The following is a 26266-nucleotide window of genomic DNA, read 5'->3' as shown; positions in this document are numbered from 1 at the left end:
GAGAACCGGCCGTGACGGACACGACCATCAACACCGAGACCACCGAGGCTGAGACCACCACCGCGGCGGTCCCGGCGCAGGAGCCCTACGTACCCGAGGCCCTCGGGGCCACCCGGATCGCGCTGCTGCTCGCCGAGCACACCGGCGAGCCGGTCACCCCCGAGGACGTCGCCGAACTCGTCGCCCAGGAGCACCTGGAGGCCTGCGACTCGTACAAGGGATGGCCGATGTACTCCACGGCGGCCGCACGCGAACTCGACACCGCCCTGGTGCGGTCGGTCGTCGGCGAGCGGGTGGCGTGGGAGGCGGCGAGCCTGCCCCGGGATGCGGCCGCATCCCGGATCGGCTGGCACTGGAGCGACCTGGTGCGCATGAGCGAGGAGGGCCGCATCACGACCGGTCGTGGCGGCCGGTACCTGATCGCCGACCTGGACAAGATGGCCGTCGAGGCCGACGGCGAGCAGTACGTCACCGCGCAGGCCGCCGCCACGGACGTGCTGGAGATCCGGGCGAGCGACTGGAAGTACGTCGAGGCCGCCGGATGGATCACCCCCGCGCACACCTACGAGAAGGAGGTCGGCCGCCACCGTACGGTCACCGTCGCCCTCTACCGGCTCGGGGACGTCCGCGATCTGCGGGACCTGCCCGGCGTCGACTGGGAGGCTACCCGCGGCCTGCCGAAGGGGGCGCCGTCCCCGCTGCGCGAGTACGCCAAGCTCGCCCCGACCCGGGCCGCCGCCGTCCGCAGCTTCGCGCAGGGCCTCGCGGACCGGCACGGGATCACGGTGTGGGCCTGGAACTCGCCGTACTCCGGCCGCTGGGAGCTGGGCTGGGAGCGGGTCGAGGACCTGCCCACCGAGGCCACCGTGCGCCGGGAGCTGTCCGCCGACCCGGAGGCGGGCGCCTACGCCGCCGAGGTCGAGCTGTGCCCGGCGTGGGGCGAGATCACCCGGGAGGCCCGGGACCTGCTGGAGCCGGGCCGCGCGGTCGTGCTCGACACCGAGACCACCGACCTGTACGGCCGCACCGTCGAGATCGCCGTGATCGACGCGGCCACCGGCAAGAAGCTGATGGACACCCTGGTCAACCCCGGGGACGCCGAGATCAGCGACGGAGCCCGCTGGGTGCACGGCATCACGGACGAGATGGTCGCCAACAAGCGGCCGTTCGAGAAGGTGCTCCCCCGGCTCCGCAAGGTCACCAAGGGCCGGACGATCCTCGCCTACAACGCCGAGTTCGACCGATCCGTGGTCCTCCGCGACATCGAGCGGGCCGGGAAGAAGCCGATGCACCTGGAGCCCTGGAACAGCTGGTACTGCCTGATGCAGGCGTACGCCGACTGGGTCGGCTCCCACCGCTGGCTCCGGCTCGGTGGCAGTCACCGCGCCGCCGGCGACTGCGAATCCGCCCGGCAGGTGCTGATCGAGATCTCGAAGGGGCGGGGCGCCGAGTTCACCCCGACGCCGCCCGCCCCGGGCGACCCGGTCAGCGGCCCGCCCGCCGGGACGATCGTCGCCGCCACCGCCGTACCGCAGGACTGACCCACCGCGCGGCCGCCGGGCATGCGGACGCTCCACCCCGAATAACAGACTGCCGGAGTCACAGACTCCGGCAGTCTGCGTTTCGGCCCCCACCGACCCAACTGCCGGACGGCATAAGGCGGGTCGCCGCACCCCCCGGATGGCCGCCCGGAGGACGAACGCCAGGCCGGTCGTGAAGTCGGCGGGTTCCGCTACAGGGTGTCGTCGAATGACTGCCAGACTGCCGAAGTCACAGACTCCGGGGATGCCGGAGTCGCGGAGTCGCAGACCGGAGAGAAGAGAGGGCCCATGCCGCTGAGGAGTAGCACATGACCATGACCGTCCTGGGCCCGTTGCCCGACACCGTCGAGCGCCTGGACGTCGTACGCGAGTGGCGCGTCGACGAGCTGATCCCGTTCCTGGACAAGCCCCAGGAGGCGATCGACGAGGCCATTGCCCGACTGCTCGACTACCGCGACGACGCGAAGGCGCAGATCTTCGTCCCGCCGCTGATCGTCCTCCCGCCGGCGCCGTTCACCGGACACCGCACGTACGTCGTGGTGAACCAGAAGGGCGGCGCGGGCAAGTCCACGACCTGCGTCGAACTGGCGGCGGCGTGGGTGGCGATGGGCTACACCGTCCGCATCATCGACGCCGACCCGCAGGACGCCTCGATCACCGGCGCCTGGCTCGCGCCGATCTTCGACGGAGTTCCCGAGGCTGAGCGCTACAACCTCAAGCACGTGCTGTACGGCCGCCAGCCGCTGGACGAGGCGACGTACGAGACGGCCGTGAAGGGCCTCTACCTGGTCCCGTCGTACAAGGACCTGGACCTGGTCAACTTCGACGGCAAGGCCGCCCGGGACGGGATGCTGCGCGCGGCGATCAGCCGTTCGACGGTCCCCGTGGACATCACCATCATCGACGCCCCGCCCTCGCTGGGGAAGCTCAGCGTGAACGGACTGGTCGCGGCGGACCAGCTGATCCTGCCACTCAAGGTGAGCGGGCTCGACAAGAAGGCGCTGGTCGACCTCCAGGAGACCATCACGAGCGTGCAGGGCGTGGAGAACCCGGACCTGGTGGTGGCGGCCGCCGTGCTGACGGACTGGAGCAAGTCCAAGCACGCCGCGCAGATCGCCGCCACGGTGCGCCGGGACTACCCGGAAGTGATGATCGCGCCCGCCCGGCGCAACGTGAAGGCCGCGGCCGCGCCGAACTACGGCCTGCCGCTGCGGGCCCTGGACTCCCGTGCCACGACCGCTGTCGACTACGACCAGCTCGCCCAACTCCTCCTGCCCGCGAAGGAAGCTGCCTGATGGCCAAGATCGGTGGAACCGGTGACAACGGCAAGGGCGGTGCTGTCGGGGGCAGCGCCGTCCTCGGTCAGTTGATCGGTGACGGCGATGACCAGTCCGACGACCCGAAGTGGGCGACGCTGGAGCGCAAGGAGGCCCGGCTGCGCGCCGACCAGCTCTCCGATCTCGCCGACCTGCGTCGGCACGTGAATGCTCGCCGCCAGGACCGTTCGGAGATCATCACCGACAACACCCTGATCCGCGTCGCCGTCGACGTGCTGTTGCGGGTGCACGCAAACCGGCTCCGCGGCGACACGGAAGAGGACCTGCTGCGCTCCGTACTGCCCCGGCGTCGGGCCGCCGCCCAGCAGGAGGAGGCCAGCTAGGAGCGGGGGGGGGATGCAGACTCCGGAAGTCCGGCACTCCCGGAGTTTGTTATTCGGCCAACGGGCGCGGTTCTCGCCAACCGCGCCCGTTTGTTGTCTCGACACAACGGAATGCCGCTAGGCTGCCGTTGTTCGTTGTTCTGACACAACGGGAGGAATTCGCGTGGACAACGTCGACATGATGGCCGAACAGATCGACGATCTGGTCCGTCAGGCGACCGCCGACGAGACGACGACTCCGGCCGAGCGCGTGCAGCTGCTCGCCCAAGCGGTCGGCCTCGCGGTCGACCCGCTGCACCAGCTCGAACTGATGATGCTCGTCGCCGACACGGCGGGCCGGGCTGCGCACGACGCCGTCGGCCGCGCCCTGCGCGGCGAGGGCCGCCCAGGGGGCAAGACCGCGACCTGGACAGAGATCGGCGGCGCGGCCGACCTGTCGAAGGACACCGCCTTCCGGCAGTTTCACGGCGGCGCCGCACTGTCGTGGTCCCCGGCGGCCCGCGGCGTCCGGCAGGCCGTACGGCGGCCCGCTTCCGGAGAGGCCCGCTGATGCCTGTCGACCAGAGCCTCACCGGTCCTGAAGTGCTGCGCGCCGCCGCCGTCGAGGTGTGCTCGTGGGAGGAAGAGATCTCCGAGGCCCGCGGCCGCCAGGTGAGATGGGTGGCAGGCGAGTACGGCCGGGCCCTCGCCCACGCCGACCACCCGCTCGACAACGAAGCAGGAGCGCGCGCCCTCTTCCGCCGGACCGCCGTCGAGGCCTACCTGGACCTCGCCGCCCGCGGCACCCTGCGCGTACGCCGTTCGGCCAAGGCCAGCAGCGGCGACAACTCAAGGCAGACCCGGATCGAGGTACTGGCGCTCCTGGCGAAGGCGGCCAGGGTGTACGCCGACCTGCCCCCGCAGCCCGACCCCGCACGTAAGCAGCCCGTACCCACGCGGGCCCGCTCCCTGCTGCGGACCTCCCTGGAGGAGATCGCCGACCGGGACGGCGCGTTGCCCGGACAGATCCGGATGCTCGCCATCGGCGCGACGGCCGTCGACACCGGGGCCCGCTCCGGCGAGCTGTGCGCGTGCCGGATCGAGGACCTCGCCCCCTCGCTCGAAGAGATCCGGATCGTGCGCAGGCCGCAGGGGTGGGGCAAGGCGGAGGCGTACGTCGAACTGATTGCCCTGTCCCGGCTGTCCCGGACCGCGCTGCGCCGGTGGCTCGTCGAGCGGCACGCGCTCATGGAGCGGGTCGGGGGCACCGCCGCGGCACTGTGGGTGGGACTGCGCGCCAACCACCGCGGCGACCACCCGGTCCCGCCCGGCACTCCCCTGGAACCGCGCGGCCTGTTCCGGGCCTGGACCCGGGCCGTCGACCAGGCCAACCAACTGATGGCTGGCGAGCCCTCGTGGGTGCCACTGCCCACCCGCATGGAACAGCTCCGCCGCGGCGTCAGCCCGAAGGCATCCCCCGCCCCCCGGCAGCCGGATGCCGAACAGGCCGTGGTCCTCCTGGACGACGTCGCCGAGTGCGGCCGCACTCTCGCCCAGGTGCGGCGCTCCGGCGAACCGGACACCACCGTCGAACTCGAAGCGCGCCTCGCCTGCCGCAAGGCCGCGCGGGCAGCGTGGGCCGAGGGGATCGAGCACATGATGCAGCTGTCCGCGCTCACCGAGGCGGGCCTGACTGCCGCCGCGGACCTGACCGCCGCCGGGTGGGACCCCACCCTCCTCAAGGCGATCGAGCGTGCGGCCGGATGGGGCCGCCCCTCCAAGGCCAAAGCCGTCTGACCAGTACCCGCGTCACGTGAGTCCCGGAGTAACAGACTCTGGGACTCACGTATTTCGGCGCCAGGAAGAGGGGCGGGCGCATCCGACCCGTTAGGCCGTTCGTTGTACCCGCGAAGGCTAGGCGGCGAGGGCCTGGCCCAAGGCGAGAGGACACGAGGATGACCACGATCGACCCGGACGCCGAGCTGAAGACGCGGATCGCGGAGATCAAGGAGCGGTTCGCCGCCGAATCGGTGGACGCCAAGGTGACCGTGCGGCACGACGACGGCCTCTACCGGCACCTGGAGGTCGAGATGCCGAAGTCCACCGCGTACTGGTGCGAGGTGACGACCTGGCCCGGCGCCCTCGCGATCACCGGACACACCGGCACCCACGTTTTCCGCCGCGACGACGACATGCTCGCCTTCTTCCGGGGATGCATGGACCAGTACAGCAACTGGGATGTCGACACCCGCTACTGGGCGGAGAAGGTCCAGCCCCACGGCATCAAGGATGTTCAGGCGTATACCGAGGATCGCGTCCGCGCCTACATCAAGCAGGCTGCCGAGGAAGGGGAAGCCGGTCACCCCGGGCTCGTCGGCGAGGTCGAGGAGCAGTTGTTCTCCCGCTACAGCAGCGCCGACCTGGAGACCGAGGCGGGAGCCAGGGCGGCCCTCGCCGCGTTCGAGTTCGAGGGCTTCCGCTTCGACACAGCCGGGTGGGAGTTCACCGAGTACGAGTACTGGTTCGTCTACACCTGCCAGGTCATCGCCTGGACCGTGGCCCAGTACGACGCGCGTGTCCCGGTCCCTGCCTGACCGCGCCCCGGCGGGTCCCCGGATCGTGCGTGGCGGTATCCCGGAACCGGCAGTGGCCCCGCCGTTGTGACGGCGGGGCCACTGAGGTACCGGCGGAGTCGACCGCGGGTACCGTTCTGGTGTCGAGTCAGAACGGAGTGTCAGTATGCCTGCTCATCCTCATGACCACACCGGTCAACGCATCAAGCGTCTCCGCGCCGAACGCCACCTCACCCAACAGGCCCTGTCGGATCTCTCGCAGGTCCCCTATTCCACCCTCACGAAAACGGAGCAGGGCGTTCTCCCGGCCAGTCCGCACCTGATTGCGGCGGTTGCCCGTGCCCTGCACGTCGAGGTCGCCACGGTGACTGGCCAGCCCTACCTCACCGAACTGCGGGCGGATGAGCTGGACATACTGATCCAGCCGATCCGCGAGGCGCTCGATGTGTACGACCTTGGGGCCGATCCGGAGATCGCTCCCCGGCCGCATCAGCTTCTTCGTGACGATGCTGAGCAGCTGCTCGTCGCGGTGCGCGCGGGCGAGATCAAGCAGGCGGCGAGCCAGCTTCCCGGCCTGATCATCGAGACGACGACGGCAGCGCACGGTGCGGGTAGTACCGAGGGGTGGCTGCTCCTTGCCTCGTACTACCGCACCGCGTACGACGTCACATCGAAGCTCGGATACCCCGACCTCGCGACGATCGCTCTGTCCCGCATGGAGTGGGCGGCCGAGCGCGGGTCCGACGCGGTGGTGGGTGGCATGTACCGGTACATGCGGGCACTGACCTATCTCCGGGCCGGACAGTACCGGACCGGCGACCGACTGATCCATATGGGCTTGAGCATCCTCGGCCAGGCCGATCCCGGCCGGGATCGGGATGTCCTGACGGGGCAACTGCACCTCGGGGCAGCAGTCATGGCCGGGCGCGCGAAGGATCGGGCAGCGGCTGACGGCCACCTGGCTGCGGCCCACCGGATCGCCCAGTCCACCGGCGATGCTTCGGACGTGCACTGGCTGAGCTTCGGGCCGACGAACGTAGCGGTGCACCGGGTCAGCGTGCTTGCCGAGCTGGACGAGTACGGGGAGGCCGCGCAGATCGGCCGCGCGGTGGCGATGCCGCAGAAGTGGCCGGCCTCGCGCCAGTCGCACCACTTTGCCGAGCTGGCCCGCGCACAGATGTGGGACGGGGCGCTGGACGACGCCTTCAGTAATCTGCGGCGTGCGCGGAAGGCGGCGCCGCAGCAGGCTCGGTATCACCAGACGGTCCGGGAGACGTATTCAGGGCTTGAGGCAGCGAAGCGCCAACTACCTGACAGCTTCCTCAGTTTCGGCTCCTGGCTGAGCGCCTGACACGCAGTCATCCTCTGGCCCTGGCTATCACCGTCCCGTGATAGTCGGGGCCATTTCGTGCCTCCACCATGTGGTCACCAGCCTCTGACATGGAGCCGACCATGACTGTGCCTGCACCTGACCCTGCCGGGGTTTTTTTACCTGATCCGGAAGAGTTGCCCGATGCCCAGCGGCGCGGCGCCGCGTGCGTGTGGTGCGCGGCGTGGCTAGGCACCGACCTGGGTGTCGACCTCGGTGAGCAGCGGGTCACCCCCGCCACTGGTGCCGCGTACGCGTGGTTCCCCCGTGAGTGCGTGGACGCCCTGGCGTGCTCGGAGCGGAGGGCGGCCCGGTGATGGCGTCGACGCAGCAGCGGGCCGGGTTCCCACCCCCTGACCACGCGTATCTGGTGTACCTCGGGCACACCCTCGCGTGCGCCACCTGCCGTACGGGAGCGTTCTGCGGGACGTTCATACGGCTCGGCCGCGCCTGGCGGGAAGTACGCCGATGAGCGCGCCGATCGGGTACGGGTACTGCTGGGCGGAGCGCCCCGGCACGTACGCCCGGTGCACCCAGCCACCCGGCCACGCGGGCCCCCACTACGACTGGCGCGCCCCCAGCGAGCACAGGGAATGGCCGAACACCCCGGACAGTGCGGAGAGGGGGCCCGAGTGAAGTGCCACCACAGCGGCGGTGTCCACGACTTCGCGATCGAGACCGATGACATGGCCCGGTGCCCCGAACACGGGGTCACCCTCCTGTGGCACGGCGAACCGATCACGGATGCCGAGCTTGCCGAGGCAGCAGCTTCAGGGGCCCTGCTCGATGACGTGCTGGCCCTGGCCGAGCAGCTCCGCGGCGACACGCACAGCGCCCACTGCCGTGCGGCACAGCAACCCCACCTCGCCGACGGCCACGACCACTGCCGACGGCCCGACTGTGCGTGCGGCTGTCATATCTGAACCCGCCTGATTGGAACCACCATGGACAGCAGACTGATCACGGCCCCGCCCGCGAACGACGAAGGCGGGCAGGGCTGCTCCGGATGCGGCACTACGAAAGGCGTCTGCCGCGACCCGAACCGGCACGGACTCAGGCAGGCTGCGAACAACGCCCTTCTGTCCTGACCAGCGGGGGAGCCCTACAAAGTCCGTGAGTGCCGGACTCACGAAATGCCGGAGTGCGGCAGTCCCAGAGTCACAGACTCTGCAACTGCCGCACTCCGGTGTTGTCGGGGTTCATCCCCGGGCGCTCCCGCCCGCTGGGGTGTCAGTTGTCCTTGGCGTTGGTGGTGTAGGTGTTGCCGCCGGCGTCGGTGTGGGTGGCGCCGTCGCTCAGGTGGACGGTGCTTTCCACCTGGTCGGTGAGGGAATCGGGCAGGGGGGCGATCTCGTCGTCGCTGAAGCCGAAGATCATGCTCATGGGTGTCTCCTGGTGGGTGTGGTGGTGGTCAGTGCTGTCGGGGGGTGGAGGCCCGGGTCTCCCGCTGGCCGCAGCTGGCATGCGGTGGACCTCCGACTACCGGGGCGCTGCGGCAGCGACCACCGCAAGCGCTGCGGCTGCGGTGTCGGTCAGAGTGGTGCACACGGGGACGCTGTTGCGGCGGGCGACGTAGATCAGGTAGCGGTTGCGCTGGGGGTCGGGGCAGTCGGGCGGGCAGCCGAGTACGGCTCGGCCGGTGCTGACGTCCAGCCCGAACTCGACGTTGGTCGTCATTCCCGGAAGGGTGCGCAGATCGCGGGGAATCCAAAACAGAATTGCTGTCGCCGCCGCGCGGGCGTCGGTCTCCCAGTCGACCTGGGTCTCGTAGCGGTCGGCCCGCTCACCGTTGCGGGATTCGGGGCTCAGGACGGTCAGCGGAGTCTGGCCCGTCCACTGCTCGCCCAGGAGCCGGGCGGCCTCAGGCCGCCAGGACGGGACAGGAGCGCTCTTGTCGGGGGTGGGGCCCGCGAGGAAGACGGACGGGCCCGCAGGGAGGGGTTCGCGGGCCATGACCAGCTTGACCGTGTTCATGAGGTGGCTCCGTTCTGGGTGGCGGTGCGGGCGGCGTGCTGCGGGGTCCAGGGGAGCGGCAGGCCGTCGGCCTTGGCGCGCGGAACGATGTGCCAGTGGAGGTGGTACACCGTCTGCGTGGCGTCCGGCCCGACGCTGGTGATGAGATTCAGGCCAGCGCCGATCTCGGCCGCGTACTGGGCGGCACGGCGCACGGTGTCAGCGGTGACGTCCGGGTCCTCGACGGCGTCCGCGACATGGGTGCGCGAGATGACGAGGGTGTGCCCCTCGTTGACGCCGCCGCGCGGTTTGATGGCGAGTGCGTCGTCCCACTCGCGCAGGATGGTTGCGGGCGCCTGCCCGGAGATGATGGCGCAGAAGACGCAGTTCATGTCAGAACTCCTTGGTCCGGTCAACGATTTTGGAGCCGGGTCCGGGGTGCGGCAGGTGCGGCGCCCCGGACGTCGTCAGTCGAGGTCGAGGTCAAGGTCGTCGACGGGGTGCGGGCTGACGTGTCCGCAGTAGTGGCAGACCGCCCCGTTGCTGCGGTCGACGGTCGTGCCGCAGCAGCAGGGGCACTCGCCCCGTTCGAGCACCGGCCCCCTGCCGCGCACGCAGCCGGGGCAGGCGTGGGACATGGCCGTGAGCCGCTGCCAGCCGAGCGCACGGGCAGCCCGTTCGAGAACGTCGGCCCCGGCGTCGACGTCGGGGAGGTAGAGCGCGAGGCAGTCCTCGCGGTCGCAGGTGATGGCGGTGCGGATCATCGGGCCCCTTCGGTTGAGTCCGGCCGGGCTGTCCGGCCCTGCGCACCGCTCCGTCCGGGCTCACTGTTCCGGGCAGAGCGGCACACGGGGCCGTCAGACGGCCGCGATGATCAGCGCGGCGAGGAAGAGGAAGAAGGCGTGGAATGCCTGGTCAAGGGCATACGCGCCGGTCCCGATGTGCCCGGCGGGCTTGCCTTCGGCGGTGACGGGGTGGAACGGGTGGGCGCCGGTGCCGAGGTTGTAGAACTCGGTCTTGCCGGTGATCCCGACGCTCTCGGCGACCCCGGCGAGCCAGGCAAGGCTGGATCGGCGGTCTGCCCACCAGTGCGAGGCGGCGTCCAGGCCGAGTCCGATGGCGACTCCGGCGACGGTCAGCGACAGGTCGAGGACGATCGCAGACAGGGCCAGGAGCAGCGCTTTGGTGAGGGTCAGGCCGATGAGGTGGCGGGTGCAGGCGAGGCGCCCGACGCGGCTGGACTCGCCCGGGTTGCGGTCGTGCTGGCCCTTCTGGGCGCTCTGCACCGCCGTTTGCAGCCAGTGGTCACCGACGGTGTGGGCGACCCACAGGGTGACGAAGACGGCGGCGAAGGTGGCGATGGTGTCGGTGTGCGAGGCATGCGAGAACATGGAAGTTCCCCTTCTCGTTGCGGGAGGTGGGAGGAGAGGCGGGGCGGCCGGTCGCCTGGCAGTGAGTCGGCCGCCTCGCTCCGTCAGCCGAGCGGGACGATGTCCTCGCCGGGGGTGAGCAGTTCGCCCTCGTCGTCCCAGTCGATGACCCACTGGCCCAGGGCGGTCTTCACAGCGGTGCCCTGACGGGCGGTGTCGAGGCGGTAGTGGACGCGGTCCCCGGCCTTGAGCTTGGCCACGGCCCTCTCGGCCTTCCGGTCCTGGTCCTCGCGGGAGCGCAGCCGGGTCTCGACCAGCTGCTTGACCTCCGCGGGCGGGCCGGAGTGGATACCGGTCTCGTCCACGTAGTTGCCGCACTCCGCGTACTGCCGGGCGATCTTTTGGTAGCGGGACTTGGCGGTGGACCGGGAGGCGTCCAGTGCGGCGCCCAGCGTCCCCCAGGAGGCCTTGTACTGGTCGCGCAGCAACAGGAGCAGCAGCTCCAGGCGCCGGTCGGTCAATTCGGCCAGCCAGTTCAGCCCCAAGGCCAGGCGGTAGGCGTCCTCCGCGTCGACCGGGCTGCCGCCCGAGCCCGGCCTCGGGAATGTGCGCAGGAAACTCTCCAGGTGCCCCTTGACGACCCAGCCGTAGAGGAAGCCCATCGGGTCGTCCTCCTGCTCGTTCCAGCGGATGGTCAGTTCGGTCTGGCCGTCCTCGGTCCTGCTGAGCTTGTGCTCCACGGGTGACCCCTTCCGGTGCTGTACGTCTTTCGTACACCAATGACTGTACGAATCTCGTACCCCTCCCCACAAGGGGGACCGGTCATGATTCTTTGCGGCGGCACAGCATCAAGGCTCTGACCTGCATTTCTATGCATAAAATTACAGAGTCCGGCAGTACGGGAGTGCCGGACTTCGGTACTCCGTCAGCCGTGCGCCGGGGCGGCCGGGCGGGTCCCCGCCGGCGGGGACCCGGCGGGGGAGGGCAGCCCTCCGTACCTGCGGAACCCCTCGTCACGTCCGCCACAGAAGACCCCCGAGAACGCCCCCGGCGGGGTCCAGGGGCGCCGTTCCCGGCACGGAGGCCCGGGAGTGCCGATCGAGCCCCGAGAGCCGCACAGGGCCGCTCAGGGACGCGCCTCCCTCCTCTCCTGGTTGCCGCCCGTAGGGCGTCCGCTGTCCCATCGGTGGAGCCGGGGGCGCCACGGGCGCCCCCGGCGGAGCCGATTTGGGCTGCGTTGAGTCGCCCCGGAGGGGCGTCCCTTTCATGGGTTGACCTGCACGTACGGACTCAGGCCAGCCGCCCACGGCGCGGGCCCGTCATCACCTCAGCCACGACGATGCCGTCACCCTGGCACCGGCCTTCACCCCGACGGGTGACGGGCCCGCGCCTCCCTCCTCTAACCCCTAACAGGCCCAGGCGCCCTAGACCGACCGCCGCACGCCGCTCCGCTTGTCATGAGCCTGCGGCTCGGCCGTGGTTGCGGTCTTGACCTGCGCTTTCTACGTCGGGGGGTCCTCTCCGGCAACGGTGGTGAGGGTGCGATGAGCCCCTGTACCGGGGGAGAGGGGTCCGGGGACCGGCGGCGCGTCGGCCTGTTAGGGGGACGAGAGGGGCGGTTGCCCGTCGAGGCCCCGCCCGGTGACGGACTGGATTGCGGCCACCGGCCGCCGGGTGAATCTCTTGGGGAAGGGGCGAACTGCTTGGCGCCGTGGCGCCTCGGTCGCGGCGCAGCCGCCTCACGCACACGTTCGCGCGCTACTACCTGTACCTAGCCCTCCGGGCGTCCCCAGCGGCGCACGCGCCGCAAGGCGCTTTTGTGTTCTCTCTCGTCTTCTGTAACCCCAGTCTTCTATAGGGGCACCAGCTTTCTCCGGGACCCGGGAGAACGGTTGTCGGGTCTGACCTGCGAAAACGAATCATTTACGCAGGTCAGACCCGACAACCGGCTGTTCGGTTGTCGGGTCTGACCTGGGAAAACGCTTCGATTAAGGGTTCCGGAGCCAGGTCAGAGGGGTGGGACGTGCCAGAGGTAGACCCCGTTGCGGGCCGCGGTGAAGGTGCCATCCGAGGGCGCCGTCGCCGGGTCGGTAGCGCCGGCGGGCGGGGGCGCTGGACCCCGTCCGGCAGGCCGTCGACGGCCTGCCGGACCACCGAGCTGGGCGACGAGGACCTGGCCGCCGAGGACGAGTGGTGGAAGAAGACGTCGCAGGACGTCGCCGCGGTGTTCGGCCGCCACAGCAGCCGCAACCAGGTCGCCTTGGAGACCGAGCGGTCCAGCTCGGCGCGGGCCATAGAGGGAGCGCGGCCTTGGAGCCGGGTGCCGCCGCCGACGGGGGCGGCACGATCAAGTGTGCGCATTGCGCACACCCCGGCCGGAAGGAGAACCACGGTGGCCGTCACCGTGACCCACCCGAGCGAGTGCTGTGTCGAGATCCGCTGGAACCGGGTCGACGACCGGCACGGGCATCTCGCCCGCTCCGTCGACTCCGGCGAACTCGCACACGCTCTGCAAGCCCTGGGCGACGAGTACGACCCGTACGAGCCCGCCGAGCAGGCCCTGGCCGCCGCCGCCCACACGACGCACCTCGCCCGGCTCCTGGAGGCCCGCGCCGCGGTGCTGGTCGTCCACCTCCACGACGACCACAAGCTGTCCTGCGCACGATCGCCAAGGCCGTCCACGGCGACCCGGAGAAGCAGTCCATGGTCCGCCGCCAGTGCGACGCGGGCCACCGGCACATCGAGGGCGGTTGAGCGCGGCCGCCGCCTCGCGCGCACGCACGTCCTGTGGTTTCTGTTCCTGCATCAGGTCGGACCCCAGCCACGATGGTGATCAACCACTACTTCCAGGGGGCTTGGTCCAATGGAAGGCCCCCAGGCCTGGAATGGTGCGCGAAGCGCAGGACCATGACCTAGGGATAGTCCAGCGCATCCAAGGCGCTGGCGCGGGGTGGCCGGGGGCAGCGGAAGCCCCCGGCAGTCGATGAGCGTGCGCAGCACACGATTTCTGTGTGGCTCATGGCTCTGTCTCGCTCAGCTTCTCTGTGTAGATCAACTCTGTGTACTTTGCCCGTCATTTCTGACGGGGTCCCCCCGTCATTTCTGCTGGGGGGACCCCCTGTCAAAGATGACGGGGGGACCCCGTCAGAAATGACGGGGCGGCGGCCCGGACCGGAGACGCCAACAGGCCCCCGTCAAAGATGACAGGGGCCTGCGTGCTGGGCTGGAGTCCGGCGGTCAGGCAGACTGCGCCGGCGGGTAGAACTTCGTGATGTAGAGGTTCGTGGTCTGCGCCCCGTTGCCGGTGTACGGCTCGTCGTCGCGCAGCGTCACGATGGTGCCGTCGCTGTTGCGGAAGCGCCGACGGACCTCAAGTGCCCCGACCTTCCGCAGCTCCCGCATCGTCCGCTCGATCGTCGAGCGGGAGACGCCGAACTCCTTCGCCAACGTGTCGATGCCGGGGAAGGTCTCGTCGAGGCCGCCGTACCGGGCGCGCAGCCAGTCGTACAGCCACACGTACTTGTAAGCTGCCTTGATCACCCACTGGGGCGTCTGTGAGTAGCCCAGGGGTTGTTCGTGGATCAGGCTGTCTCTCGCCTGCTCAGGGGTCATGCGGGTACGCCTCTCCCGCCCCGGGACCCTGCGCGGAGTGCCCCGAAATCGGAAGCAGCCCGTACAGTGGGAACCGAAGCATCGCAGCGAGCGGCCCCCTGGCGACCAAACCTTTGGGGGCCGTTCGCATTTCTTGATCCAGCTTGTTACCGGGTGGATCGTACAGGTCTCATTACTCCGGGTGATGCCTCGCCCCGGGTGAACCGTGCGCAACGCGCACACCCCCGGCGGGCAAAACCGCTGCCGTCTCCGACGTGTCCGGCGAGCCCGAGCTCCCGCCCGGGCCTGCCAGGATGAGGCTCGTGAGCACCACCCGCCGCCCCTTGGGCACCGGACCTCAGCCCAGCCCCCTAACGCCGGACACGGCCGTTCCGCGGCCGGGCACCGCCGCCGACCGTGCCGCCGACCAGCCGCGCTCCGCCGTCGACGGCGACGGCGACGGCGAACGCCAGCTGGCACCGCGCGGCATGCGGCGCCCGCTCGGACCCGGCCCAGCTGACGTAGTGCCGTAGTCCGGCACTACCGGAGTCACGGACTACGGCACTGCCGGAACGGGAACGTGCCGCGCCCGCCGGTCGACCCCTGTATCCAGGGGTGAGCGGGGTGCCCCGCTGATTCCGCCGCTGCCAGATGTGAGCAGAGCCGAGCGGTCTTCCTCAGCACAGCATGTGCCGCCCGTATCGCACCAGAGCCTCGGCGAGCGGGCGGTGGCAGACCTTGCAGAACGGTGTCCCGTCCGTGGGTCGGGGCGCTGGCCGGACAGGAGGCAGAGGGGTGGGCTGCCAGGGCCGGGCCGGCCGGGTGGTGGCCTGGTGGCGCCATTGCGCGGCCTGTTCCTGCTGGCGCTGGGCCTGCTCGGCGTCCCGCCGTACCCGGGCGGCCTGATCGGCCAGGCGCCGGGTCATCGCGGGCGGGAACGTCACACCGTCGGCGTCCAGGCCGAGGTCGGCGAGCGGGAAGCGCTCACAGGCGACCCTGTCGCCAGCGCACGGCGGGTGGTGCGGCCCGAACAGGCGCAGGTCCTGCGTCCACCACTGCGGGCCGCGCTCGTGGGGCTCCCCCAGTCTGGCCTCGGCTGATTCATCGCGGTGGTAGAGCGTCCAGGCCGGGGTGCCCTCGGCAAAGAGAACGTGCGGGATGCGGGTGTCCGGGCGCATGAACCACACGTCCTGCACACCGGCGGCGGCGTAGTCGCGGTGCCGGGCCTGCCACAGTTCGTCGGTGATCAGCTCCCGCTGGGCCTCCAGCGCCAGGCGGGCACCGTCATCGAGGATGACGTGGACATCGGCGCGGCGGTCGCGGTCCGGCGTCCACTGCTCCAGACGCACCCGGGTGACATTGGGCAGAGAATCCGCCCAATGCGCGAGGCGGTGCTTGGCGTTGATGTGCCAGACGGTTTCCCGGCTGTGCCCGCCGGGCGGGGCGGTTCCGGCCGGGTGCGCGAAGTGCGGCCGGACCAGGCCGCCGATCCGGCCCCGGGCCAGCAGCGGCACCTTCGTCTCCGTCGAGGCGTCGATGCCGCGCCAGCAGTAGAAGCACACCACCGTCGCCCGCTGTCCGTAGCCGAGCGCCCGCCACTGCTCCAGGGGCCTCTCGCCGATGTGGACCTCGGTCTGCGTCTCCAGGTCGAACCCCACCACCAGCAGATCGTCCAGCACCGGACACTCCTCTCAACTCACCCAATTCGCGTACGCAGAGCATCTCAACGGGCACTGACAGTGTGGCTTTGTTCACGAGAAGTGCCCTTCCCTCCGTACCGCGCAGCCGAACCGCGCTCGCGCGGACGCCCGACCGCAGTCCCGCACTCACGATCTTCCAGAGTCCGGACGTGCCGAAAGGCCGTACCCCATTACGGGGTACGGCCGTCCCGGCCGTACGTCAGGCAGACGCGGTCTGCGAGTAGGCGAGCAACTCCGGGTTCTCCCGGGCGATCTGCTCCTGGATGAGGCGCCGCTCCTCCGCGTCGCGCTGCCGCTGCTGCTCCTCCGCGTCGCGCCTCTCTCGCTCTTCGGTGGCCGCCCGCTCGCGTTCGGCGTGCTCCCAGTAGGCGTCCTCCAGCAGGTCGACCCACCGCTCGCGCGCCAGCCACTCCCGCTCGGCCTCCCGCAGGGCCTCAGCCTGCGCCAGTTCCTCGCTCAGCCGCGCAGCCGCCGCTTTGGCCTCCTGCTCGTCCTTGCGGCACAGGCCGCACAGGCCATCCTCGGGAGCCTCGGTGCCCGTCTTGCCCAACGTCGTGCACCCGCGGCACTTCCAGCGCCGCGGCGCCGGGGCGCCCTCGCCCTGTCCCTCGCCAGACTCACCCCGCGGCGCGGGCACGGGCCTTCTCCGGTCCTCCTTGCGCAGCTCGCACGCCCGGCACGGCACGCCGGTGTCCAGAACCACGCCGTCCTCGCACATCGGGTCCGGGCAGTCCATCGACGGGCGCACCAGCGCCACCGCGACACCGATCGGCGACCCGATGCCCTTGCCGCCCGGCATCACGGCTTCCTCGTAGCCGTGCTTCCACCACCGGCGCTTCACCCGCTCGACCACGACCTCCAGCGGGCGGGCGCTCAGTGCCTCCAGGATTGCGTCCCGCAGCACCGTCGGCCGGTACGACGGAAGCAGCAGCTGCTCGGGGAACGCCGCCTCCACCTGCTTCACCGCAGCCGCTTCCTGCTGCGTCAGCCGCCTGCCCGGCTCCTTCTTCTTCGCCTTCTTCTTTGGTGCCGCCGACTTCCGCGGCGGCTCGGCCGGTGCCGCCGGCGCGGCGGCACCGGCCCCCTGGTCCGTGCCGCGGCCCCGGCCGTTCTCCCCCGGCACGTCGAAGTCGAGCTTGCGGAGCTCCGGCTTCGCCTTCCGCTTGGCCTTCACCTTGGCGGCGTGCTTTTCAGCCCGCTCCTGCGCGCTCTTCGTCGGCGGCTCCCGCTTCACGGTCCGCACGTTCGGCTCCCCCGCGATGCTGGCCAGAAGATCCTTGATCTCGTCGTCCGTGGCGGGTGTGTCGTACACCACGACTTCGGTCGACCACTTATTGTCCTGCGCCCACTGGATCTTGACCTTGATGATGTAGCGCGCGACCTGGAGCATGCCCCAGGCCCCGGCCAGGCTGTCTCGCCCGTAGCCGTACTTATCCGCGATCTCCGGCAACGTGATCTCGTAACCGTCCCGGTGGCGCAGCACCACGGTCAGCAGGCCCAGGGCCTCCAGGTCGAAACTGAGCGAGTCATCAATGGTCTCATTGGGGACGGCGGCGAACCGTGATGGCCGTCCAGAACGCTTCCTCACCGCGCACCCACTCTCGGGGTGGCGGAGGTGATCCCGGACACGGTGTCCGTGCCGGGCGGTCGAACAGTGGTGCGCATCTTGCTGGGTCTCCCCTGGAATCGGGAAGCCGTACGACGGTGGATCATCACCAGATAGAAGTGACGCGGCGCACGTGTGGCTGTTTGGTGCGGCCAGGTCTGGCTATTCTGATATCGGTACCCGGGCCCTCGTGGTCAGGTGCCCGGCGTTACCGCCGACGTACGACTCGGAGCAGGCATAGCGAGCGAGTCGACTCAAGACGGCCGGACCTGGTGGCACAGGGACGGCCGTCGCGGCGTTTACGGGGGCTGTTCGCGCTTCATGGGCCTCATCTTCTTCTTCCTACATCGCTGCCCAACGGGTGGGACACACCTTTTGTTGCTGGTCCGTCTCTCCCCTGCGGGGTGATGTCGGCTGAGTTCAGGGCGAAGATCTACTTCTTCTGCTTGGTTGGAGTGACCGGCCAGCGGGCTGCCCGAGACCGCTGTAGATCGCTGACCAGCTCCACTCTGTCCCCCGGGATCACTTTGATGGTGACCTCGATGGGGTGCTCCGTCAGCGCGGACGTGCCGATGATCGTGGCCTCCAACACGGGCATGACCATCGCGATGGTGAGCAACTGGGCTTCCTCACGGTCAGGCATTCGGACCCGGATGGTCTCTGACCAGGAGATGGGGCCATGCCCCGCGTCCTCCAGTCGGTCCAGGTAGCCCCCCGGCCCCGTCGATGGCTCGGCCACCCGGGGAGCGTCGGCCACTGCATCCGGGCTGATCCACGTGTCGACCAGTTGGAACGGCGGCTCGCCGGCGGGCGAGGTCACGCGACGACGCCGAAGGATCTGAGCGCCTGGTGGGATGCCGAAAAGATCAGCCACTTTGTCCGGGGCTGGGACGTCCGCGCGATAGGGGCGGCCGTGGACCTCCCAAGGTTCGTCGGGACGGGAGGCCGCAGGAAACACGTAGCCCCGGGCCGGGTCGCGGGTGACTACGGTTCCCCGGGTCACCCGTCGGCGGCCAGGTGCCTCCAGTACCACGAACCCAGTGCGCTTGACGCTCCTCACCAGCCCTTCCGACTCCAGCGCCTTGTAGGCGGCGCGCATGGTTTCGTACGAGACCCCCGCTGCCTCGGCGGCAGGCTTTACCTGGGGCAGCGCGGCGCCCTGCGGGTACGTACCGTCTTCGATTTGACGACGCACCTGGTCGGCAAGTTGTCGCCACTTGGGCGTCTTAGGGCCGGTCATTGGATTTTTTGTCTCCCCGTCGTAGAAGTCTCAGGCGAGATCACCCTAAGACAGATCTAGGTTTAACGTCGATTCGCCGCCTTGTCTAGCGTGTCGTCGGCGCCGTTTAGATCTAGGTTCTTGACAACTATCGCAGGGTGGTGTGTCATCGGATCAGCCGGAAGAGACCTAGGTTTCAACTTAACCGGCGAAAGTCCCGACGCCCTCGTTTGAGGGCACTGCCATGTCAAAAACGGGCCCTCCGGCCGCCTGGAAGCCAAGCCGGAGAGCCCGCGCAAGGGCCGGACAAGTAGAGAGGCACGACCCTATGAGGACCATCGTCGCAGGCCGCATCGTCGGCAGCGAGGGCGAATACATCGAGGCCGCGATGGGTTTCGGTATCGACTTTGCCGCCCTCCGCTCCGCGTCCCCCGAGCTGCGGTCCGACTTCCTGGAGTTCCTGGTGGACACCAGCGACCCGGACAGCGAGATCGACCGCGAGAACATCAAGCATCTGCGCCGTGTGCTGGGCATCCGCCCGCTGGCGAATGTGGTGCCGCTGCCGCGCCGCGGCACCGCCGCCCTGAGCACCGTGAAGGGTGGTCGGGCCGCATGAACTTCACGACCTCCAATCCCCGCCTGACCGTCCTGTTCTCCCTGCTGCCCGTGATGCTGGGCCGGGTGCGGCTGTTCGCCGCGCTGGCCGGTGGCGCCTGGCTGTTCGGGATCGAGCTGGACGTCATGGCCCGCATCGGCCTCGTGCTGATCGCGCTCGTGGTCATCGTCCTGGACGCCGTCCTCACCCCGCCGGGCGCTCTCGCCTCCCCCGCCTTCCGCACGGTGGCGGGCGGCTACCGCGAGAAGGAGGCCGCGTGATGCAGACCGTGACCACTCCGGCGGACGACCGCCCGGCCGAGGCCGCCCCGCAGTCCGCAGACATGACGGACTGGACCGGCGCCGACTTCGACTCGTGGCAGGTGCTCATCTCCCTGAACGTCTCCGACCCGATCACCCGCGTCACCCGGGCCCGCCAGGGCCAGGGCCAGGAAAGGACCCGCTGATGGAGACGACGACCTACGAGGGCCGCCGTCAGATGGACAAGGTCACGGCGCGCGCGGCGGCTACCCAGGCCGAGGCGGACGGGCGCCGGACCAACGCCCTGGCGGACATCGAGATCTCCGAGGCCCGCGAGAAGGCCAACGAGCGCAACCACCTGCGCAAGCAGGCGGCGAAGACGAAGAAGATGGAGGAGAAGGCCAAGCGGCGCGAGAAGCGGGCTGCGGCCCGCACGGCCCGCAACGCGCGACTGGCAGCCGCGGTCGGCCAGCCGATGCCGTGGGTGATGACCGTGGTGGTCACCTCCGTCGCCTTCGCCTTCCCCGGCCAGTTCTCCGCCGTGGAGGAACTCGGGGTGTACGCGCTGCTGGCGCTGCTGGTGCCGGTGTTCATCGAGGGCGCGACCTGGGCGATGGCGTGGCTGCGCAAGTGGGCGGTCGAGAACGACAAGCCCGCGAAGCTGTACTTCGTGATGACGTGGGTGTTCGCCCTCATTGCGGCCGGGCTCAACGCCTGGCACCACTTGGACAAGCCCGAACTCGCGGTCGTTTTCGCGGCCAGCTCCCTGTTCGGCGTCGGGGTATTCGAGATCTACCTCCACTCCCAGATGCACCGCGTCGGCGGCCGCAGCGCGGAGGAGATCCGGATCGCGCTACTGCGCAGGATCAAGCACCCGCGCGTCGTACGCCGGGCCGCGTGGCTGCGCACGGCGACGATGCCGCCCCTGTCGGAAGCGGAGGCGTGGGACCGGGCCTGGCGCCAGGTGCACGGCGCCGAGCCGGGCGTGACCAAGGGCATCCTCAAGCGCTTCGGCAAGCGCGCGGGCAAGGTCGCCGGACTCGTCGAGAACCACGACGGGCTGAGGCCCACGGCGTCGCTCGCGATGTTCGACGCGCCCGCCGAGCCGGTGCGCGAGGTGCCCGCCGGCGAGGGGTGGATGATCGACCCCACGGCCATCGGGAAGATCCTCACGGACCCCGCGAACGCTCTGCGCGCGGACCACACGAAGGCTTCCGCCGCGAAGATCAAAAAGGGCGCCGAGGTCCCCGCTGGAGAGGCCACGGAAGGCCCGCGCGCGGCCCGCACGCGCGCCGCGAACGAGCAGGTCAAGCCCAACAACCCCCCCTCCGCGCGGGGCCGTCAGAAGAGTGCTGACGAGGACGGCTCGAAGCAGGGCCGCGCGGCCCGCACGCTCGCCGCGGAGACCGCCCGCGCGGCCACCCCGGAGCAGGCCGAGGCCGAGAAGAAGGCGGCCCGCGAGTGGGTCCTCGCGCGACTGCGCGCGGGCCAGGAGACGGGCTGGAAGGACGTGCAGCGGTACTTCGAGAAGGAGGTGCCGGAGCAGCGGCTGCGGGTGCTGCGCGGGGAGACCTGGTGCCGCGCGCGGATCAAGGAATCCGAGCGCGAGCACAACGGTGACCCGGTCCTGCACCTGGCCGCGACCAGCTGACGCGCGCGCCAAATACCGGAGTCTGTAAGTCTGTGACTCCCGTACTCACGGACTCTCGGAGTACCGGGTTCTGAACAACCGAACAGCGCGAGACGGGGCCGGTCCCTCACCGACCAAGACGATGGCCGTCCCCGTCTCGCCACCCCCAGATGAGGAGGCGAGACCAGCATGACCGAGACCGACGAGCGGACCGCGAAGACCGGCCGCGACGAGCCGATGGCGAAGGTGATCCGACTGCCCTTCATCGACGCCGAGCCCGAGGCCTCCGACACCACCACGGCCCCCGAGCCCGCCGCGCCGGCGGCCCGCGTCGACATGACCAAGCCCGCGCCCGCGCCGGTCGAGGGAACGGTGATCACGGCCGACGAGTGGGAGCTGGCCGAGGACGCGGAGGGGGACGCGCCGTGGATTCACCCGGCGCTGCGGACCACGGAGGGCCGCACGGCCCGCCGCGCGTACGTCCAGCGCCAGGCCCGGCGCCGGGTCCGCCGTTGGGTGGCGCGGCAGCGGACGCCGCGCGGCATCGTCCCCACCACGTTCCGCGGCGGAGTGCGCGTGCAGCGCTGGGTCCGCGGGGTCGAGGGGCAGAACGCCGATGCCGCCAAGCAGCGTGCCGAGATGCTCGCGCTGGAGGCGACGCGCGCGGCCCGCCGGGCCCAGTTCGCACTGCTCCAGCGGGACGCGAAGAAGAAGGCGGCCGACGTCGCGCAGCAGGAGTCGTCGATGGCCCTCGTCCAGGCCACCGCGGCCGTCTCTTCGGCCCGCGGCAAGTTCTTCCAGCGCGCGGCCGCCGCGTACCTGCCGATGGCAGGGATCGACGTCGCCGGATTCGTGTTCATGGACGGCATGGTCGGTCTGGGCACGGGGGTGCTGGTCAATCTCGCGGTGCTGGCCCGGGTCGGCCGCCGCCCCGACATGTCGCCGGAGGAGCTGGAGGAGCTGGAGCGCGCCGAGGCCGGACTGCCGGACCGCTTCGAGATGGGCATGACGCCGCGGGCCTTCGAGGCGATGCTGCACGAGGCGCTGACCAAGGAGATCGGCATCGCCGTCCACTCCTTGCAGATCTTCCCGCGCAACTGGGGTTTCGAGATCCAGGTCGTGTTGAAGAACCAGACCCCGGAGAAGCTGTCCGACAACCTTGCTCTGCTGGAGGCGTGCCTGCCGGGCGTCCGTACGAATTCGGCTCTCTTGCAGCAGTCCGCCAAGGCCCGTAATGAATGCGTGCTGCGTATTCCGGGGGATGACCCGTGGAAGGCCGTTCCGGAATTGCCGTACCGGGCGCCGAAGTCGGTCACCACGCATGAATTGCACAAGGTGCAGTTCGGTGCCGACATGTCCGGCCGTTCCCTGGCCCTTCCGGGCAAGCGGACCAGCGCCGCGTACATCGGCAAGCCTCGCTCCGGCAAGTCGACGATGCTGCGGGCCCGCCTGGACGCGCTCACCGCGACCAGTGACCGGATCATCGTCGGCATCGACCTCGGTTCGTACGGATCGGGATTCGGCCCGTACCGCAAGTGCATGTCCGCGCTGGCCCGGACGCCGAGGGAAGCCCGGATCGTTCTTGAATGGGCTCTGGCAGTCGGAATGGGACGGCCGAAGCTGTTCAACCGGCTCGGAATGGGGATGAATTGGGAGGCCAGCCCCGCGAATCCCGGAATTACGGTCATCATCGACGAATTCCCGGCTCTGGTAGTGGCGGCCAAGAGCGAGACCTTTGCCGACCCCGAGGAGGGTGAGGATAAGCCGCTCCGGCTGGACGAGCTGGTCAAGCAGATCAACCTCACCTCCGCGAAGTCGGACGTGACTCTGGAGATTGCTTCGCAGGGCGTCACCAAGGACCGGGTGGGCGCGAACACGTGGCTGGCCGAACTCCCGGTCCAGGTGATGTGCCCCTGCGACAAGGACGACATCGTGCAGATCGCCGGCGGCGGCGCGATGGCCCAGGGCTGGAGGCCGGACCGGCTGCTGCCCGCCATGGGCGACGCGATCTACGACGCCTCCGTGGCGTACGTGATGGCGGGCGGCGACTACTGCGAGCCGATCCCGTACCGGGCCTGCATCACCAGCGAGGACGAGGCCGACCGCCGGGCCACCGAGCGGGCCGCGGCCGGGATGTGCGAGCTGGACAAGGCGTCGAAGGCCTTCGCCCCCGGCGTCACGCTGCCGAACCCCGGCGGCGGCGACCCGTGGGAGGACGACGAGGACGAGGACCAGGAGGAGACGCTGCCGGTCCTCCTCCAGGCGATCCGCTCGATCTACCGGTCCCTCGGTGACCCGAGCGGCCTGACGGAGGACGAGCTGTTCGACGCCCTGCACGACGTCCAGCCGGACACGTGGGACCTGGAGAAGTTCGCCACCGGCGACGCGCGGATGACCAAGGGCGCCGTCCTGGCCCTGGTGCTCGACAAGGTCCTCGCCCCACGGGGCGCGAAGTGGGCCAAGGAGTCGTATCGGCCCAAGGGCGCCAAGAGCACGGTCAAGGGCTACCGCCTGCGCGACCTCAAGCGGCTCGTCGGCGAGGGCGACGAGAGCTGATCCGCTTCCGGAACACCCGGAAACATGCAGGTCAGCGCGGGGGAACCGGCCCGGAACAGGGCCGGAACCCCCGCCCCGGGCCGGAACATGTTCCCCCTCCCGGAGCCCTGTTCCGGACCTGTTCCAAGCCTCTGACCTGCACGTTTCCCCCAGTTCCGCCGCTGTTACGCCCTAAAGATCACGAATGTTCCGAAGAGGAGATCCGATGCCGATCAGCCCGTGGCAGGCCTTCAACCCCGACGGAGGCGACTTCTACCTGTTCTTCGAGCGCCGCTTCCGCTACGTCGTCGAGGACCCCGAGCACACGTGGCGCCGGGTGTGGATTCCGACCGTGATCGCCTGCCCGATGTGCGAGGCGGACACCGGTCTCCGGCTGGCCTACAAGGTCGGCACGGACGTCGTTCTGGAGGCCGCCTGCATGGTCGGGCACACCTGGGTCGAGCCCCGCGTCGACGTCTCGCAGTGGATGGCGTACTGCCGCTTCCGGGAGGGTCGCCAGGACATTGACTGGCTGTGGCTGATCGAGGCCGGGTTCGGTGAGGAGCCGCCGCCCCCGCCCGACCTCGTCAAGGAGCTCCGCGGCGCCGCGATCGAGGTCGCCAGGTTCGGCCGGCGGAAGGCGAAGGCCAAGGTCCGCCGGGAGGTCCGCAAGGTCAAGAAGCAGGTCGGCAAGCGGGTGCGGAACGAGGCGATGCGCCCGGTGGCCGCCCTGCTGCGGACGGCCTGGACCATCCAGGCCGGAGGCGTCGAACCGGTCGAGACATCCCGCCGGCGCCCGGCGGAGCCGAAGCCCCTGAAGACGCCGTCGGCGGCGGCCTACCGCAGGGCGTACGGCGTCCAGGCCCCCGAGAAGGGCCCGAAGTGCCTGGTCTGCGAGGACAGCGGTCGCATCACCGCCCCCGGGATCTCCGTCCCCTGCACCGAGTGCGACGGACCGGTCGCCGCCGCCCTGGCGGCCGCCGGGCGCCGCGCGGACCGTGCCCGCCAGGGCAAGGACGAGCGTCGCCCCACCACCAGCACCAGCAAGTAGCCCCGGCGTCCCCGCTGGTCCCGAACTCTGTAACTCCCGTATTCCGGGACTCACAGAGTTCGTGACCCGGCGGGAACGCCCGGTCACCAGACCGGACCCGACCCGACGAAGGAGTCACGCGTGAACGCCACCCTGCTCACCGCCCTGGCCGCCCGCCTCATGGGGAAGACCTGGACGCACGAGAGCGCCGAGCAGCTTGCCGAGGCGCTCGACCAGCAGATTGAGCAGCTGACCAAGGAGCGCATGCCGGAGCACCTGGCCGACGCCGCCAACCTCAGCGGCACGGCCGCCTACCAGCCCGGTCTGATCGGCCTGCGCGGCGACGCCTACGACATGGCCGTCCACCTGGACGCGCTGACGACCACCGCCGCGGCGCTCGGTGATGCCGACCTTGCCGAAGTCCTGACCGAGGCTGGCGAGTTCGCGCACGAACTCGTCTCCCGCCTCGCGGCCGCCGCCTACGCCACGCTCCCTGCCCCCGTCATCCCGGTTGCCCACGCCGCCTGACCAGCGGAAACAAAAATACGCCTACTAAAAGTGGGCACAGGCTAGACATGCCTACAAAAAGTAGGCATCCTATGGGTGTGGGTCCGACCAGGGACCTCGCACCAACCGGAAGGAATCCCCGCTCATGACCGAGATTCAGCACCTCAACTCCACCGACAGCCGCGCCCCGCAGGCCCTGAGCCACATCACCCGCGCCCTGCGCCTGGTGGGCGACCACGTTCAGACCGTCGCCATCGGCGCGATGGGCGTCGCCGTCGCCGCCCGGTTCGTCAACGAAATCGGCATCGTCGAGTTCGCCCCGGTCCCGAACGTCACCGACGGCGTGGCCGCCCTGCTGATCCTGGCCGTGTACGGCGCCGCCCGGATCGTCGAGGGCTTCGCGTACGCCGTCGCCGACCGCATCGACCCCGACAGCTGCGACGGCGACGACCTGCGGGACGCCACCGCGGCGTTCCGGGCCAACGGTGACGACCTGTGGGACGTCACCGCGGCGTTCCGGGCCAACGCCGAGGACATCACCAACGGTGCGGACTACGAAGCAATCCGGCTCGCGCTCCAGGCCAGCGAGGCCCTGCCCGCTCTGCACGAGCTGACCGTGCAGCTGCGCAGCGCCTATGCCCAGGACGGCGAGGTGGAGGAGGTGTCCGCGCTCGACGACACCGCCGCCCTGATCCGCGCGGCCGCCGAGTCCCTTGGACACCGCGACAAGTGACTTCGCCCCGGGGCGGCCGCCATCCCGGCCAAGGAATCAGTCGGCCGCCCCGGGCCCCGAACCCGCTCCAGACCGGAGCAGGGGGAGAACTCATCCTCCCCCATCCCGAAGGAGCCCACGACATGCCCAAGCCCGACGCCGAGAAGACCGCCGAGGCCCAGCGCGTAGAGCAGGTCCAGCAGCGCCTGGCGGCCGCGAAGGTCACCCGCGACCAGCGCAAGGCCGACGCCGAGTTCGACTTCTGGGCGGCCATCGCCGCCGCGATCGGCAGCGGCGAGGTCAAGCAGGCCGAGGCCTGCGACGCCATTGGCTACAAGCGCGAGTACGTCCGCCGTCAGCTGATCGAGCACCGGGCCCAGGTCGCGGCCCGGGCCGCGGCCCCCAGCCCCGACTCCACCGACTGAACCGCCCGCGA

General features: G+C 70.1%; 30 protein-coding genes. 20 read left to right on the top strand and 10 right to left on the bottom strand.

Features of this window, described 5'->3' with window-relative positions; genetic code table 11:
* Positions 1–11: 11 nt before the first annotated feature.
* The 9 genes from OG413_RS46410 (at position 12) to OG413_RS46370 (ending at position 8045) form a co-directional block, all read left to right on the top strand.
* On the top strand, positions 12–1541 hold the full coding sequence (locus OG413_RS46410; RefSeq protein ID WP_266815987.1) for a 3'-5' exonuclease: 1530 nt from the start codon (positions 12–14) through the stop codon (positions 1539–1541).
* A 308-nt stretch (positions 1542–1849) separates the two neighbouring features.
* On the top strand, positions 1850–2836 hold the full coding sequence (locus tag OG413_RS46405; protein WP_266815986.1) for a ParA family protein: 987 nt from the start codon (positions 1850–1852) through the stop codon (positions 2834–2836).
* Positions 2836–3201 (top strand): hypothetical protein, encoded by a 366-nt coding sequence (locus OG413_RS46400; protein ID WP_266815985.1) that lies wholly within the window; start codon positions 2836–2838, stop codon positions 3199–3201. Before OG413_RS46405 ends, OG413_RS46400 begins: the two co-directional genes overlap by 1 nt.
* 163 nt (positions 3202–3364) lie before the next feature.
* Positions 3365–3751: a hypothetical protein gene (locus OG413_RS46395; RefSeq protein WP_266815984.1), complete on the top strand. Its 387-nt coding sequence runs from the start codon at positions 3365–3367 to the stop codon at positions 3749–3751.
* Positions 3751–4977, top strand: a complete 1227-nt coding sequence (locus OG413_RS46390) for a hypothetical protein (protein WP_266815983.1) — start codon at positions 3751–3753, stop codon at positions 4975–4977. Before OG413_RS46395 ends, OG413_RS46390 begins: the two co-directional genes overlap by 1 nt.
* 158 nt (positions 4978–5135) lie before the next feature.
* On the top strand, positions 5136–5774 hold the full coding sequence (locus OG413_RS46385; protein WP_266815982.1) for a hypothetical protein: 639 nt from the start codon (positions 5136–5138) through the stop codon (positions 5772–5774).
* 145 nt (positions 5775–5919) lie between these two features.
* Positions 5920–7104 carry a helix-turn-helix domain-containing protein gene (locus OG413_RS46380; protein ID WP_266815981.1) on the top strand — a complete coding sequence of 395 codons (1185 nt, stop codon included), beginning with the start codon at positions 5920–5922 and terminating at the stop codon, positions 7102–7104.
* A 486-nt stretch (positions 7105–7590) separates the two neighbouring features.
* Positions 7591–7758 (top strand): hypothetical protein, encoded by a 168-nt coding sequence (locus OG413_RS46375; RefSeq protein ID WP_266815980.1) that lies wholly within the window; start codon positions 7591–7593, stop codon positions 7756–7758.
* Complete coding sequence (locus OG413_RS46370; RefSeq protein ID WP_266815979.1) at positions 7755–8045, top strand: hypothetical protein; 291 nt, start codon at positions 7755–7757, stop codon at positions 8043–8045. Before OG413_RS46375 ends, OG413_RS46370 begins: the two co-directional genes overlap by 4 nt.
* Positions 8046–8352: 307 nt before the next feature.
* Here OG413_RS46370 and OG413_RS46365 read toward each other — a convergent pair whose 3' ends face one another.
* The 6 genes from OG413_RS46365 to OG413_RS46340 form a co-directional block, all read right to left on the bottom strand.
* Positions 8353–8505 carry a hypothetical protein gene (locus OG413_RS46365; RefSeq protein WP_266815978.1) on the bottom strand — a complete coding sequence of 51 codons (153 nt, stop codon included), beginning with the start codon at positions 8503–8505 and terminating at the stop codon, positions 8353–8355.
* 96 nt (positions 8506–8601) lie between these two features.
* The gene (locus tag OG413_RS46360; RefSeq protein WP_266815977.1) at positions 8602–9096 is read right to left on the bottom strand and encodes a nucleoside 2-deoxyribosyltransferase domain-containing protein; all 495 of its coding nucleotides are present in this window, start codon (positions 9094–9096) and stop codon (positions 8602–8604) included.
* Positions 9093–9467: an HIT family protein gene (locus OG413_RS46355; protein WP_266815976.1), complete on the bottom strand. Its 375-nt coding sequence runs from the start codon at positions 9465–9467 to the stop codon at positions 9093–9095. The genes OG413_RS46360 and OG413_RS46355 overlap by 4 nt, the downstream gene beginning before the upstream one ends.
* 75 nt (positions 9468–9542) lie before the next feature.
* Positions 9543–9839 (bottom strand): hypothetical protein, encoded by a 297-nt coding sequence (locus OG413_RS46350; protein ID WP_266815975.1) that lies wholly within the window; start codon positions 9837–9839, stop codon positions 9543–9545.
* 93 nt (positions 9840–9932) lie between these two features.
* The gene (locus tag OG413_RS46345) at positions 9933–10466 is read right to left on the bottom strand and encodes a transcriptional regulator (RefSeq protein ID WP_266815974.1); all 534 of its coding nucleotides are present in this window, start codon (positions 10464–10466) and stop codon (positions 9933–9935) included.
* A gap of 83 nt (positions 10467–10549) precedes the next feature.
* Positions 10550–11185 (bottom strand): hypothetical protein, encoded by a 636-nt coding sequence (locus OG413_RS46340; protein ID WP_266815973.1) that lies wholly within the window; start codon positions 11183–11185, stop codon positions 10550–10552.
* 1283 nt (positions 11186–12468) lie between these two features.
* On the opposite strand from OG413_RS46340, the gene OG413_RS46335 reads away from it, so the two are divergent.
* Positions 12469–13278 (top strand): hypothetical protein, encoded by an 810-nt coding sequence (locus tag OG413_RS46335; RefSeq protein WP_266815972.1) that lies wholly within the window; start codon positions 12469–12471, stop codon positions 13276–13278.
* A gap of 404 nt (positions 13279–13682) precedes the next feature.
* Here OG413_RS46335 and OG413_RS46330 read toward each other — a convergent pair whose 3' ends face one another.
* On the bottom strand, positions 13683–14057 hold the full coding sequence (locus tag OG413_RS46330) for an HTH domain-containing protein (RefSeq protein WP_266815971.1): 375 nt from the start codon (positions 14055–14057) through the stop codon (positions 13683–13685).
* A gap of 302 nt (positions 14058–14359) precedes the next feature.
* Here OG413_RS46330 and OG413_RS46325 point away from each other — a divergent pair, with 302 nt between their 5' ends.
* Entirely contained in the window at positions 14360–14569 is a 210-nt protein-coding gene (locus OG413_RS46325; protein WP_266815970.1) for a hypothetical protein, read from the top strand.
* A gap of 144 nt (positions 14570–14713) precedes the next feature.
* Here OG413_RS46325 and OG413_RS46320 read toward each other — a convergent pair whose 3' ends face one another.
* The 3 genes from OG413_RS46320 to OG413_RS46310 form a co-directional block, all read right to left on the bottom strand.
* Entirely contained in the window at positions 14714–15715 is a 1002-nt protein-coding gene (locus tag OG413_RS46320) for a competence protein CoiA family protein (protein ID WP_266815969.1), read from the bottom strand.
* 220 nt (positions 15716–15935) lie between these two features.
* Positions 15936–17324: a hypothetical protein gene (locus tag OG413_RS46315; protein ID WP_266815968.1), complete on the bottom strand. Its 1389-nt coding sequence runs from the start codon at positions 17322–17324 to the stop codon at positions 15936–15938.
* A 451-nt stretch (positions 17325–17775) separates the two neighbouring features.
* A complete protein-coding gene (locus OG413_RS46310) occupies positions 17776–18582 on the bottom strand; it encodes a GntR family transcriptional regulator (protein ID WP_266815967.1) in 807 nt (268 codons plus the stop codon).
* 307 nt (positions 18583–18889) lie between these two features.
* Here OG413_RS46310 and OG413_RS46305 point away from each other — a divergent pair, with 307 nt between their 5' ends.
* The 9 genes from OG413_RS46305 to OG413_RS46265 all read left to right on the top strand — a co-directional run bounded on the left by OG413_RS46305 (position 18890) and on the right by OG413_RS46265 (position 26255).
* Positions 18890–19177, top strand: a complete 288-nt coding sequence (locus OG413_RS46305) for a hypothetical protein (protein WP_266815966.1) — start codon at positions 18890–18892, stop codon at positions 19175–19177.
* Positions 19174–19437: a hypothetical protein gene (locus OG413_RS46300; RefSeq protein WP_266815965.1), complete on the top strand. Its 264-nt coding sequence runs from the start codon at positions 19174–19176 to the stop codon at positions 19435–19437. Before OG413_RS46305 ends, OG413_RS46300 begins: the two co-directional genes overlap by 4 nt.
* On the top strand, positions 19434–19622 hold the full coding sequence (locus OG413_RS46295) for a hypothetical protein (protein WP_266815964.1): 189 nt from the start codon (positions 19434–19436) through the stop codon (positions 19620–19622). Before OG413_RS46300 ends, OG413_RS46295 begins: the two co-directional genes overlap by 4 nt.
* Positions 19622–21067: a Yip1 family protein gene (locus OG413_RS46290; RefSeq protein WP_266815963.1), complete on the top strand. Its 1446-nt coding sequence runs from the start codon at positions 19622–19624 to the stop codon at positions 21065–21067. The genes OG413_RS46295 and OG413_RS46290 overlap by 1 nt, the downstream gene beginning before the upstream one ends.
* Positions 21068–21235: 168 nt before the next feature.
* Positions 21236–23602, top strand: coding sequence for a hypothetical protein (locus OG413_RS46285; RefSeq protein ID WP_266815962.1), 2367 nt, complete (start codon positions 21236–21238; stop codon positions 23600–23602).
* Between the two features lie 205 nt (positions 23603–23807).
* Entirely contained in the window at positions 23808–24632 is an 825-nt protein-coding gene (locus tag OG413_RS46280; RefSeq protein ID WP_266815961.1) for a hypothetical protein, read from the top strand.
* A gap of 120 nt (positions 24633–24752) precedes the next feature.
* Entirely contained in the window at positions 24753–25139 is a 387-nt protein-coding gene (locus OG413_RS46275; protein ID WP_266815960.1) for a hypothetical protein, read from the top strand.
* Positions 25140–25263: 124 nt separating this feature from the next.
* Positions 25264–25851, top strand: coding sequence for a hypothetical protein (locus tag OG413_RS46270; protein ID WP_266815959.1), 588 nt, complete (start codon positions 25264–25266; stop codon positions 25849–25851).
* A 122-nt stretch (positions 25852–25973) separates the two neighbouring features.
* Complete coding sequence (locus OG413_RS46265) at positions 25974–26255, top strand: hypothetical protein (RefSeq protein ID WP_266815958.1); 282 nt, start codon at positions 25974–25976, stop codon at positions 26253–26255.
* Positions 26256–26266: the final 11 nt, after the last annotated feature.

Origin of the sequence: Streptomyces sp. NBC_01433 (assembly GCF_026340105.1) — a bacterium.
Taxonomy (GTDB): Bacteria; Actinomycetota; Actinomycetes; order Streptomycetales; family Streptomycetaceae; genus Streptomyces.
Note: the sequence above shows the minus strand (reverse complement) of the source record. Positions and strands in the feature narration are given on the sequence as shown.